Annotated in this window: 10 protein-coding genes; 4 read left to right on the plus strand and 6 right to left on the minus strand. The window is 38.8% G+C overall.

Annotation, left to right across the window (positions count from 1 at the left end):
- The 6 genes from AC1DPQ_RS04560 to AC1DPQ_RS04585 form a co-directional block, all read right to left on the minus strand.
- A partial coding sequence (locus AC1DPQ_RS04560; protein WP_477608138.1) for an alpha-N-acetylglucosaminidase occupies window positions 1-1,938 on the minus strand: 1,938 nt, incomplete at its 3' end.
- A gap of 119 nt (window positions 1,939-2,057) precedes the next feature.
- Window positions 2,058-3,632, minus strand: a complete 1,575-nt coding sequence (locus tag AC1DPQ_RS04565) for a RagB/SusD family nutrient uptake outer membrane protein (protein ID WP_477608140.1) — start codon at window positions 3,630-3,632, stop codon at window positions 2,058-2,060.
- A gap of 11 nt (window positions 3,633-3,643) precedes the next feature.
- Window positions 3,644-7,057 (minus strand): TonB-dependent receptor, encoded by a 3,414-nt coding sequence (locus AC1DPQ_RS04570; protein ID WP_477608142.1) that lies wholly within the window; start codon window positions 7,055-7,057, stop codon window positions 3,644-3,646.
- 212 nt (window positions 7,058-7,269) lie between these two features.
- Entirely contained in the window at window positions 7,270-8,448 is a 1,179-nt protein-coding gene (locus AC1DPQ_RS04575) for a FecR family protein (protein WP_477585158.1), read from the minus strand.
- 68 nt (window positions 8,449-8,516) lie between these two features.
- Complete coding sequence (locus AC1DPQ_RS04580) at window positions 8,517-9,113, minus strand: RNA polymerase sigma factor (protein WP_477585157.1); 597 nt, start codon at window positions 9,111-9,113, stop codon at window positions 8,517-8,519.
- 301 nt (window positions 9,114-9,414) lie between these two features.
- Window positions 9,415-10,461 (minus strand): sensor histidine kinase, encoded by a 1,047-nt coding sequence (locus tag AC1DPQ_RS04585; protein ID WP_477608144.1) that lies wholly within the window; start codon window positions 10,459-10,461, stop codon window positions 9,415-9,417.
- A gap of 14 nt (window positions 10,462-10,475) precedes the next feature.
- On the opposite strand from AC1DPQ_RS04585, the gene AC1DPQ_RS04590 reads away from it, so the two are divergent.
- The 4 genes from AC1DPQ_RS04590 to AC1DPQ_RS04605 all read left to right on the plus strand — a co-directional run.
- Window positions 10,476-10,742 (plus strand): hypothetical protein, encoded by a 267-nt coding sequence (locus AC1DPQ_RS04590; protein ID WP_477585155.1) that lies wholly within the window; start codon window positions 10,476-10,478, stop codon window positions 10,740-10,742.
- Between the two features lie 353 nt (window positions 10,743-11,095).
- Window positions 11,096-11,848 carry a YoaK family protein gene (locus AC1DPQ_RS04595; protein ID WP_476767446.1) on the plus strand — a complete coding sequence of 251 codons (753 nt, stop codon included), beginning with the start codon at window positions 11,096-11,098 and terminating at the stop codon, window positions 11,846-11,848.
- A 386-nt stretch (window positions 11,849-12,234) separates the two neighbouring features.
- Window positions 12,235-12,501, plus strand: coding sequence for a hypothetical protein (locus tag AC1DPQ_RS04600; protein ID WP_477586305.1), 267 nt, complete (start codon window positions 12,235-12,237; stop codon window positions 12,499-12,501).
- A 107-nt stretch (window positions 12,502-12,608) separates the two neighbouring features.
- Window positions 12,609-12,937, plus strand: a 329-nt coding sequence (locus AC1DPQ_RS04605) for a methyltransferase domain-containing protein (protein ID WP_477608146.1), incomplete at its 3' end; no start/stop codon positions are given.

Below are 12,937 nucleotides of genomic sequence, written 5' to 3' on the forward strand. Positions count from 1 at the left end.
TGCTTTTGTACCCCAGGTAGTAATAATATTACGGGCATTTTCTTCGTAGTATTTGCGTTCGCTTTCTGAGGCGGCCATTTTTTTTGCATCATTTAACCATTTGCCTAGCAGAAAGGAAGATTGTGTATTTAACAGCAAATCAATGTCATCCAATACAGCTTTCATGCTTCGGCCTGTTAATTTTAAACCGGCTATATTCTTAGCTTTATAATTCTCGTTAAATTCATCCCTCAATTGGGTAAAATAATTGCCCAAAACCTGTCGTCCTATATTCGCTAAATCATATTTATAGGCACTGCTATTGATTGTTTTGCTTTTTAATAGAAGTTCCCATGCGGTAAAAAGAGCTTTATTACTATAATCAATTTTGTTAACAGTAGTCCAGTTTCCATTTCCAGTTAATGTAGGCCGGGCATTTGTTAATGTTCCTTGACCTAATTCTGCAGGTTGGTTATATATTTTTTGATGCAATATTTCCCAAGCTCTTTCTACATTTGTGTCTGCCGATCCAGTTCTTCTATTTGCCCAATTTTTAATCCAATCCTTGGTGTCTGCCAAATTAGTATTCCAAGCTTTTTCAAAAACATATTCATACATCATTGGGTTTACGTCAAAACCTTCTAAAGTAGAACCTATGCCCCATAAATTTTTATTGTTAGCCAATGCATTTTCCATTCTTTTTTCCACTTCGTCAACATTACCAGCAAGCATGGTATTACCACCAAAATTACCGAGGTAGCACCAAATAAAGGGCTGATTAAAGAATGAATTAGTCATTTTCCATACTTCAGTTTTTTCACAGTAGTAATCCAATAGCATAATTTTATCTTGTGGCACTGCTTTTAAAAACGATTCGATGCGTGGGTTTGTCCAATGTTCTCTCTCAAAATAATATACCCAGGTCATCATTAGCCAAGTGGCATCCTTATCAATAGAATTGATTCCTTCATAGATATTTTTAGAAACTTTGGCTAAATAATCAGGCTCCCAACTAGGTGGCTTTACTTCGTTAAAAGGGTCAGCTCCATAAATATGATCTGTACCAAAAATTGCGGTTTGTTCTTTTAAAAAAGCTTGCTGAATTTCGGTAAACAAGGGGTCAAAAGGATCTAGAAACGAACTTCTGTATTTATCTTCAAAACCACCCCATTCGCTCAATTTTGTAATTTTTGCCGTTGGATATTTATTTTGTAAAGCTTGAGGCACATGACCTGCAAAGGCTGGAAGAACTGGTTTCATGCCCAGCTGTCTTTCTCTTGCAAGTATCTTTTTTTGAAGCTGTTCTTGATTTTTAATCCACGACATAGGTAATGGTCCTTGCCAATGATCAAGGTTAGACATCCGGTGCCAAGGCAGATGTGCCGGGCCTGTAAAGTAGCCTCTTATCTCTTCATCGCTTAGTCCAAATTTTTTCCAAACGTTATACCAAACGGCTTCTTGCCCTGTTATCGCTAAAGGAGTATTAATTCCGTTCAATGCCATCCAATCAATCAATCGTTCCCAGTCTTTCCATTGCCACCAAGGCATGGTGTAACCAAAAGTGCAATAATTAAGAAAGAACCGTTTTGAAACACGTGCATCCCTTTTTACTTTTTGGGTTACCTGTGGTAGCACTTTTGGAAGTATTATAGGATCATTTGCATACCAAGAAACCGATGTTTTACAATAATATTTGAGATAGTGGTTTAGGGCAACAGATAGGGCGATATTATTATTCCCCCTTAAAATTATTTTTCCGTATTTACTCTCCAACTCAAATACATCATTATTACTGGCTAGCTTTTCTACTTCAAAATATTGTGTGCGGTTAGGTACCACCCTTGCAAGCAATTTTTTAAATTCTCCAACTTCATCTACCTCGCTTGCAAATAAAAAATTATTGCAAAGCAGTAGCAGTACAGCCAAAATTTGGCTGGTAAGTTTTATCTTTTTTTTCATTGAATTTAATTTGTTTTTAGCAGTAATGAAGCTATCATAAAATCTAAAGAAAAACCATTAAACAAGCATACAGGAGATCAAAATTAACCGACCTTTCTGTATGCTTAGCATAGCTAATTTTAATTGTAACCTGGATTTTGAGGTAATAAATTTTTACCCATCAAATTAATTTGGTCTTGAGGTATGGGCCTTAAATAATCGCGGTTTGGATTATCCATTTGTCTGGCACCAGCTACTTTATATGTACCACTGCTCAAATAGGCTCCTAAAACAGTTCCATTCATCGTGCCGTTTGTACCCGCAGCGATGCTCCAACGTTTAATATCAAACCATCTCAAGCCTTCAAAGGCCAATTCTACTCTACGCTCATTGCGTACAATATTTCTTAAAGCAGCTTGTGTACCCAATATAACTTCCGGGTAATGGGTAATATCCGTTGGCACAGTACCATAAGCTCTTGATCTTACATCGTTAATAGCGTTTATCACCGATGGATCTATTTGGCCTGCCTCTATTTTGGCCTCTGCATAAATTAACAATACTTCAGCATACCTCATCAGCATATAATCTGTAGAATATTTGGGTGTATTGTTTATTACTTCGTTAGTAATATATTTAATTACGCCATAACCAGTAGCGTGTGCTGCCAGTTCTCCGCTCTCTGAATTGAGGGTTATGCCTTTTACTACTGAGCCTGTGTGGCCAACGGTAAAATCGAGCCTTGGATCGCGATTTGCAAACCTACTTGTTGTTGTAGTTTCATTAACGGGTACAACCATATCTGTGGTTTTATTATAACCGTCATAAGCATCAACTAGTGCCTTTGTGGGCGAAACCAATGAGCCTGACAATCCATTAACATTACTGATAAAATCATTGTTTACGTTTGAGCCATCAAACTGCCAAGCCAAAATTTCTTCTTTGTTGTTGGCTTGTTTGGTATTTGTCAATTGTTTATAGCCATCACCTGCAGTAGTTCTTAGCAATTCGTAATTTCCTTGATCCATAACCATTTTGGCTGTTGTAGCAGCTTCAGCATACTGGCCAGTGGTAAGTAGAATTCGAGCTTTTAAAGTTAGCGCTGCTCCTTTTGTAATTCTACCAGCCTGCGAGGCAACGGTAGGCAAATTTGGGATTGCAGCATTTAGATCGGCCAATATAAAGGCAACAGTTGAACCCAAAGCACCCCGGCCAATATTTACCTCGCCTGGGCTCAAAGGTTTGTCTACCAATGGCACTTCACCCCAATTGTTATAAAGTAAATAATATTCATATGCTCTTACAAACTGAACTTCTCCTTTTAACCTTGCTTTAAGGTTATCGTCCATCACACATTTATCTACATTGGCTAAAAACACATTGCTAGTTCGAATAACAGAATATAATGCTGACCAATAACCACTTATATCCCCATTGGAGGGAGAAATATTACCCTTGCCCCAAGTAAAATAATAAAAGCCCTGCCAAAAGCCTGAAGGTATAGCATCATCAGACCAATCATCGGCAAAATATTGCTGATAGATATGCGATGAGGACCAGCTACTGTAAACGCCAGTTGTCGCCTGTACAGCATCATCAGCATTACGCCAAAATGTGGTATTAGACAACCTATCGCCAGGTGCAACGTTTAAAAAGTCTTTCTTACAAGATGTAAAAAAGATAATTGTAAATATTATAGTTAATATCTTTTTCATGATGTTTTAATTTAATAGGTTATAGAAAGACCAGCCAAAAAACGTTTGGTAACAGGATAGGCACCAGAGCCACCGTAAGCAAAAAACGGATCTGAACCGGTAATACTTTCCGGATCCATTATTTTAAATGGTGAAATGGTTAATAAGTTTTCTCCGCTTAAATAAAAGCGTACCCTAGAAAGCTTGATCTTATTAACCAGCGCAGTAGGCAAACTATAACCCAATTGTACATTCCTTAGCTTAAGGAAAGCAGTATTCCGTAACCAATAAGAACTTAGGACATTATTAGCCGCTGCGGTAAAGCTTAAGCGGGGATAAGCGGCATTTGCATTGGTTCCATCTGTTGTCCAATGATCTAATTGTTGTACAATTGGTGCTGACCCGAAAGACCCGAATGGCTGTGCAAGCCTACCGTTTAAAATTCCTTTTACTTGAGCCACACCTTGCCATACGGTAGAAAAATCGAATCCCTTATAATCTGCCCCGAAAGAGAAACCATAATTTATTTTTGGAAAAAATGTACCCAGATTTACCTGGTCCTGTGCATTGACAAATCCATCGCCATTGATGTCCTTATACTTTATATCTCCAGGTTTTGGTGTACTACCAACACCCGACTGATTAGCACTTGCATTAATTTCGGCTTGATTTTGAAACAATCCGTCTGCTTGGTAGCCAAATAAGTTGTATATCGGATCGCCAACCCTTTTTCCGGGAACATCTGTACCCTTTAGATCCGTTATTTTATTGGTTACTTGAGCAATATTTGCATTAAGGTAATAACCTACTTCTCCTACACGGTCTTTATAAGTTGCTATAATTTCAAAACCATTATTACTTACAGCACCCGCATTGGATGTTGGTGGCGCCGCACCTAGAATAGAGGCTTGTGGCAACGGGAGTAAAATATCTTTTGTATCCCTTTTAAAAATCTCACCAGTTAAGGTTAGTTTATTATTAAACAAACCTAAATCAAGACCTAAATTTTTTGAGGTTGTGGTTTCCCAGGTTATGTTGTTGTTGGCAAGTGCACCTTCTCTAATACCAACAACTTTGTTTCCATCAAAAATATACTGTCCGTTAAACTCATAGGTTGATAAAAACCTATAATTATCAATTTCCTGATTACCCAGTTGACCCCAAGACGCACGAACCTTTAACATTGAGATTGCTTTTGGCAAATTCAGGAAGTTTTCTTTTGACAAAACSCATCCGGCAGAAAAAGCAGGAAATAGTTTTGCCCTTTTTCCGGCAGGAAACCTGCTACTTGCATCATATCTAAAATTAGCTTCGAAAAGATATTTTTCATCATAGATATAATTCAACCTACCAAAGGCAGACCTTGATCTAAAATCTATCGTGTTGCCATAAGTAGATTGGTTTAAAGGATCGGCAGCGTTAATTTGTGTTAAGGATGGGTCTGATAAATTTATACGGGTAATTCCCTCGCTTTCTGATGTAATTTTACGCTGCTCATATCCGGCCAAAACCTTTATACCGTGTTTGTCAAATGTCTTATCATAATTCAAAAGCAGCTGAAGGTTAAGGTCACTATAACGATCAAATCCTCTTGACACGTTTCTGGTCGTGGTTAAAGCAGGGATAGAAGCTGCATTTTCTGGTGTTGCACTAATTTCTCCTGTTGTTTTATTTATCCGGTACAAATCTACCCCCAAACCCAAATTTGAAGCATAATTGTAGTCTCTAGTATTTGAGGCAACGCCCTTTAGCTTTAAACCATCTATAATTTTAATCTCAGCAAAAGCAGAACCTATTAAACGTGTATCGGCATTTTTTGAATAACCGTTAATGGTTGAGCTATAGGCCACAGGGTTTGAATTTAAGCTAGACCACGTTGGGTAAGCATATCGACCATCTGGATAGCTTACAGGGTCGTTTGGCCATTGTTGAAAAGCTTGATGCAGGTACCAGCTTTCTCCACCAACACCTGAAACCGTAGGCGGATCGTTTACATTTCTCAGGCTTAAAGCCAGATTAAAGCCTGTACTTAACCAGCTTGAAATTTTTTGGTCAAAATTAGTTCTAAAATTATAACGCTGATAACCTGTATTGTTCATCAGTCCATCCTGATCCAAATAACCTAATGATACGTTGTACTTGGTATCTTCATTGCCACCATTAAAGGTTAAGTTATGTGAAAGCCAATTTCCAGACTTCGGGAAAACCGCATCCACCCAATTGGTATTGGCATGGGTTAACGGGCTTGAGCCATCTCTAAATTTTTGAATATCCTGTGCAGTAAATTTCAAACCTGAAGTTGGTATGCCGTCATTGGTTTGTGCCTCGTTATACATGGTGGCCAGATCGGCAGAACTTACAGTTTGGGGTACTTTACCGAGGTCGGAGAATCCGCCTTGCATTTCGTAATTTACCTTTAGTTTACCTGCTATGCCCCGTTTTGTCGTTACTATAATGACACCGTTAGCGGCATTAATACCATAAATAGCCGATGAGGCTGCGTCTTTTAACACCGAAACACTTTCTATATCATTTGGGTTAACCTGAGATAAATCTGTAGTTTGTATACCATCAACAATAAGCAACGCATTGGCGTTTCCTAAAGTACCTATACCTCTAATGTTAATGGTGCCCATGTCTCTACCCGGAGGGCCACCACGTTGCAGAACGGTAACACCAGGTGCCTGGCCAGCAAGAATATTCGAAATATTAGCAACACCGCGGTCTTTGATCTGTTTAGCATCTACTGTAACGACCGACCCCGTTAGGTTTGATTTTTTTTGCGTACCATAACCCACCACTACAACTTCACTCAGTTTGGATAAACTTTCTTTAAGTACAATATTAAAATTGGTTTGATTATTTACAGCAATAGTTTGGCTTTCAAATCCAACCGCAGAAATGATGATTTCATTTTCACCTGCTGCAAGGGAGAGTGAAAAATTTCCGTTGCTATCACTAGAAGTACCTTTACTGGTCCCTTTTATTGAAATATTTACACTAGGGATACCCTTACCGATAAGATCAGTAATTTTCCCTTTAATATCTGTTTTTTGTATTTGACCCTCATCCTTTTTTATCGATTTTAGCTTTTCTCTAATCACAATTAACTTATCTTCGATTAAATAGTCTAAAGATTGGTTTTCAAGACACTTTTTCAAAACCGTTTCCAGTGGTTCATTTTTAACGACAATACTGATCAGCTTTGTTTGATCTAAAAGCTCCTTATCATAAATAAAATCGTAACCAGTTTGCTTATGAATGTCCCGGAAAATTTTTTCGAGTGTTGATTTTTTTTGATTTAAGGTAATGCGTTGTGCAAGACTTGCGGCACTGACCTGCATTAAGCTAGCAATTAATATAACGGTGGTTAATCGCATCATGAGCCATATTTTAGCGGTATGCCATCTGGGCATACCAATTTCATTAGTATATTTTTTATACATTTGTTCGTTTGGTTAGGTAGCGAGCCTGCTGCTTCGAAACTTTGGGCTACTACGATTCAATAGTTGATTTAATTATTAACGATGCCAAACATCGACCATCTCCCGATCACCATCGGGATTTGGTTTTTACAGCCTCAGCTTTTCTGTCGTATTTTTTTTTCCATCTTTTAATGTTTAGGTTAGTGGTTCGTTGATTTTTAATAAAAATATATTTACTTACTTACGTATACTTTTTTCCCATCAATTCTAAAATGAACTTTACCTGTTTGTTCCATTAGCTTTAAGATTGTTGCAAGACTTCTTGACCTTGAAGAAAATCCACCGAGTTTAAAGCTATTGGGCGCATCATCTTCATAAATCACATCCACATTGTACCATCTGGCAATTTTTCGCATATTGGTCTTGAAATCATCGTCTTTAAAAAGAAATTCATTGTTTTTCCATGCAACAATTTCTTCTGTATCCACTTCTTTTATGGTTATTTTATTGCCTGTTAAGGTAGATTGTTGATTTGGTTGAAGTATTTCTGAATGGGAGTTGCTATTTACTTTTACGCTCCCTTCTAACAAAGTTGTTTTAACAGAAGGTTCATCAGTATAGGCATTAACATTAAAATGGGTACCTAGTACTTCAATTTGCTGGTTGGCAGTAGTTACAATAAAGGGATGGGTTTTATCTTTAAAAACTTCAAAATATCCTTCACCAGTAATAGAAACTTCTCTTTTGTTCATTTTCGCAAAGCTGGTAGGGTATTTAAGCATAGTAGCTGCATTTAAAAATACAAGTGTGCCATCAGGCAGGCGAACACTAATCTGTTCACCTCTAGTCGTTGTAAGTGTATTGTAGTGTATCCCATCAGATTTTTGGTCTAATACTTCATATACAATTTGGCCGTCTTTGGTTTTAGATATTTTTACACCAGATTGATTAGCTATATTTCCTGATAGCGCATCATTAATTAGAATTTTTTTTCCGTTTGCCAATGTAAGTGTGGCGCCTTCTTTGCCCGGGGCAACATCGTTAACATGCGCAGTAGGATTTTTTGGTTTAGTTTGTTGATTTAACACATATAATAATCCAATGCTAAAAATTATGATAAAAACAGCAGCTACAATAGCGATACGGGGCCAAAGTTTAATTGACTTTTTAGGCTCGTTGTACTCCCGGATTCGATGAATTAGTTTATCTCTTACTTCAGCAACAGCATCAAGATGTTGGTTAGTTTCTCCAGTCTTCTTATCTGAATTAAAATAACTGGCAATTGACTGTTTCAGCAACGCCTCATTTTTATCGATTTCAAAGTAGTCGAGTAATTCATTTATTTCAGAAAGTGTACACTCCTGATTGAGGTACTTGCGAAATAATTGTTCTATATCTTCTTGAGTTTTCAATCCTGTCCTTTTTAATCAATACGCTGAAGAAAAGAAATAGGTCTGCTCGAAAATGAAATATTTTATAATTATTTTAATAAAGTGGCAGTAATGAAAGAAAGGACCACTAAGTCTGGGTTCTTAAGCAAATAATCTCTCACCACCTTATTGCCTTTTACAATGTGATCCTTGACTGTTGAGGTAGAAATGGAAAGGAGACTGGCCACCTGATCATAGCTTTTCCCTTCTAGCTTACAGAGCATAAAGATTTGCTTTCGCTGAGGCGGCAACAGATCAATTGCCTGCTGGATTAACTTCATACTCTCCTTACTGTGAATTGCCTCTTCGGCATGTGTATAGTAATCAACTGCATTCTGCAAAACAGTCTGAGCATATTTTCGATCCTTTGCCAGCTTCCGAAAATGGTCGTAAACAAGGTTTACCGCAATGGTAAATAAAAATGATCTGAATGGTTTTTTAACATCAACATTTTTTCGCTGAATCCAAATTTTGAAGAAAGCATCTTGAAGCAGTTCCTTTGCAGTTTCTTCATCATTGACCATATGATTAATCTTGGCAAACAACTGCTTGCTATAGGAATTGTAAAGTGTAGTAAAAGCATATTGATCCCCCTCGGCCATTTTAGTCAATATTTCACTTTCATCGGGAAGGGAATTAGATGCCATTCGTAATAATTATCACTCTTAAATTTACAAAATTTAAGCCTCAATGATAAATAAAATATCTCAAAGTTTCAGCAATGGCGTTTTATAATGGCATATGGTAATACATCAGTTTTCTGAGGCCAAAAATTCACCGGAAATTTTCTTGTCTTCTTATGATCAGTAAGCCAGTTCCAGAAAAAAACGGGAAAACTTACACTACAAATACGGGAAATTTCCCCTAGTCTGCCTGCCGGTAATCCGATACATTTGATCCATACATCTAGTTAAAATAATTGTTATGGAAAACAATCGCATGGAACTTTTATGCCATCGACTGAAGCGAAATCTTTAGTTCGGTTTCAAAATTAGCCCCGTTCATTCCATATTCAAAACTGYATCTGCCCGGATATGCCGGTGCTAGTCTGGCGCTGATATTGCTCAGGCCGGTACAGCTGCCCCTTTTCTCTCCTGAATATTTGGTCAGATTGCTGGTGGCAAAATAGATTTCCCCGTTTGAGCTGCGAACCTCAATAATGGCTGGGTAATCTGGATCGTTGAATATGCCGTGTTTGAATATGTTTTCTACGAGGGTCAACAGGACGATCGGGATAATTTCAGCCTGTCCGTCACTGATTTCTTTAATGTAGCTCATGTTAAGCTGTTGTTCAAAACGAAGCTGGTTGAGCTGGATCATATTTTCGACCTGTTCAAGCTCTCTGGCTAGGGATACAACATCGTTTTTACTGTCTTCCAGTGCATATTCCATTAGGTCGCTGAGGCCTGTTATGGCCTTGCGTGCATTTCCAGGATTTTGCCGGGTAGCATTCTTGATAAAGTTAAGGGTGTTAAAGAGCAGGTGCGGATTGATCTGGGAACGCAGAAAGTCTTTTTCGGCTGTAATCAGCTGGAGCCTGAGCCGTTCGATCTCGAGCGCTTTCTGCATCTCCATATCTTTTTTCTTCAGGTAGTTTTTAAGGAAGAAAAAGCCGGTACCGTACATGATAAAAAATGTTGCCCTCCAGATGGTGACACCGATATAGCGTATGTTGAATACGAGTGCTGTCGCTCTTTGTCCCAGGCCTGTCAGCAGCAGATTGATCAGTGATGCTGCCCCAAGATAGAGCAGGATTTCAGATAACAACCCATGGCTGAACCTCACTTTTCGATAACTGGTGCTGCTGTACAATATCGGCATGATCCATAAGGAGTGAAAATAGAACATACCGATATTAAGTACATAGAAAAAGAAATAGTGCAGCGGATTGCTGAATTTTCCAGTCATCGCCCAGGCAAGGACAACTTCCATGAAAATGTAAATGCTCCAGCAAAACGCATGGATACGCAGCTCTTTTTTGCTTAGTTTTTTCATCTGATATAGTGGTTATGGCATTTGCTGGTGGTAGTGTTTTGTGCGGTGATAGCCTTTATGTATCCCGAAGTAGAAAGCATCTCGGCGTGATGTATAGCTATCCCAATCAGATCCTTCTTGGCAGGGATGAATTCCATGTCTTCTTTGAAAGGACGGCAGACCTTGAGTTCGATACTGTCTATGGGGCTTTTGATAATCAGGAGATAAAGGGGAATGCCATGCAGATCTTCCGTAATTCGATGCTGAATTACCAAAGATGCTACGGGCTGGAGGGCAATTAAGGTAAAAGGAATTGTTTTGCGCAAAAAAAAGCGGCAAAGTAATTTGTCGCTTTCCAGGAGTTAATTGCTGTTCAGAAAATTTGATCAGTAGCAGACGGTTTTCAATCTTTGCAAAGCTATCGGAAATGTATGCTCCCCTTCATGGTAAGAAATCATCTTGAATACTGATATTTATCAGATTCATTCGACTGGATTTATTTGGAACTTTGGGCGACAGTTTTATGGCCTTGCTTTAAATTGCTTTCCTGTCCTAGAAGGTTTTGCCATTTATGATTTTAAACCGGCCATATCACTTCTCTTTAGGGGCATATCATGGAGCGTAATTTATTTGGGCGCGATCAGATTTCATTATAATGCTTAGACACTTAGGACCAAAAAGGACATATGGGCATAATCTCAGATTGGCAAGCCTGTTAGGCATGACTGCTGGTTTTGTCAATGCTGAAGGCTATCTTGGATTTAGCATTCTTACCACAAACGTAACAGGACATGCTGCACTTTTTGCTGAAAGGATAGCCTTTCAGGATTGGGACACAGCGCGGGTTATCGCCCTATGGATGATGCTTTTTCTTGGTGGTGCATTTATTTCAGGTCTGATCTTGTCCTTTACAGGTCATAACCAACGTTACTCTTACTCAATTCCCATTCTCATCGAGATCGGTGTATTGCTGTTTTCAGCATTTTTCGGGGGAAGCTACAATGGAACGCTTCTCTCAAAGGAGTTGTTTGCCGGAAGTCTTCTTTTTGCCATGGGGATGCAGAATTCACTGGTGTCCATGGTGTCCGGCTCTGTCGTAAGGACTACCCATCTGACGGGTACTTTTACGGATCTGGGGATAGAACTGGCACAGGTACTGCGTAATGAAGGTCTGGAATGCAAGACTGTAAAATCGAAGATCAGGCTTCGGCTTGCTATTATTTTTTTCTTCATGGCAGGGGCAATTGCAGGAGCTTATCTTTTCAAACATTTTGGATTCCCTTCTTTTTTTGCCCCGCTTGCAATTCTTGTTTCCGTATTGCTTTATGATGTATTCAGGGTCAGGGCCAAAAGGTATTATAACAGGACCGCAAGCGCGGTGAAAAGGAAGATCGGACCACATCCCTAGATTAACTGCCAACACAGCTGGAGGCGACTGGGCAAAAATATATTGAATTTACATTGCACAGTCAAACTGATAATTATCATTTTTCTCCATGATATTTTGTCGGAAAAAATAGCTTATTACCCTATAATTTTGTTTTCGGTTTTGTTAAAGGACCTGTATGGCCATGAATGGAAGTATCTCTGGGCGGGTTCGATAAATAACCTTCTTCCCATTGTTGTCTTATCGGTCGGTCAACAGTGCGTTTTAAAGGAGGAGAACATCAATAAAAGAAGTACTGTTTTTAAACAGCTATTTGGAAGAAATACCTAGGGGTACCTGCGCAACTGTATGGACAGTTTATCGTATTGAGATATGTGGTGGTCTTCCAGATAAAAAGAATTAAGCAAATGATTGGAATTCCATTACCGGTATCCTATGGTCACAAAGTCTATACATTATATGTTATTTCATATGTGACTTCGTTGTTGCTGGAAAAGGAGATTTCGGTTGATATACTTCTTGAAGGAAAGAACCATAAACTGATCCTTGATCAGGAGCGTGTATGGAGGCAGCAGGTTGTTGAGGGATGTATGCAGATTGAGCCTGGCCTGTTAGGCCGGCTAACGCAGATCATAGAATCCCGATGGCTCGGAAAATTAAAACAATCAAGATAGATGGTGAGGGCGTTTTAGCTTATACTTAACCCAGGAGCTTGAAATGTAGATTTGGCAATAGCCTTGTATCGCTATCTGTCGGAACCAATTAAGATTAAGGCGTGAACATGATAAATAAAATTTTCGAGGACGATCAAACATTCGATTGGCTCTATCCCGAGCATTTTCAACTGATATCCAAAAAACAATGGACCCCGATAGGTATAGTGCAACAGTCTGCTGAATTTCTTGCCCTTCCAGGTTCAAAAGTGCTCGATATCGGTAGTGGCATCGGAAAATTCTGTCTCATAGCAGCAAGGCAGCATCCTGCAACCATGTTTTTCGGAGTAGAACAGCGGCAGGAATTGGTGCATCATGCAAATGTTGCCATGGAATTTCTCAGACTGGATAATCTGGAATTTATCCATGCCAATATGACCCAGGTAAACTTTAAGGC

This window comes from Pedobacter sp. 01T416_2 (assembly GCF_056398925.1).

What these genes read in the sequence shown, in the direction of transcription:
- AC1DPQ_RS04590 (WP_477585155.1), top strand. Translation starts at nt 10,476, where the DNA reads ATGGCATTTGCTGGTGGTAGTGTTTTGTGCGGTGATAGCCTTTATGTA.
- AC1DPQ_RS04580 (WP_477585157.1), bottom strand. Translation starts at nt 9,113, where the DNA reads ATGGCATCTAATTCCCTTCCCGATGAAAGTGAAATATTGACTAAAATG.
- AC1DPQ_RS04600 (WP_477586305.1), top strand. Translation starts at nt 12,235, where the DNA reads ATGATTGGAATTCCATTACCGGTATCCTATGGTCACAAAGTCTATACA.
- AC1DPQ_RS04595 (WP_476767446.1), top strand. Translation starts at nt 11,096, where the DNA reads ATGCTTAGACACTTAGGACCAAAAAGGACATATGGGCATAATCTCAGA.
- AC1DPQ_RS04565 (WP_477608140.1), bottom strand. Translation starts at nt 3,632, where the DNA reads ATGAAAAAGATATTAACTATAATATTTACAATTATCTTTTTTACATCT.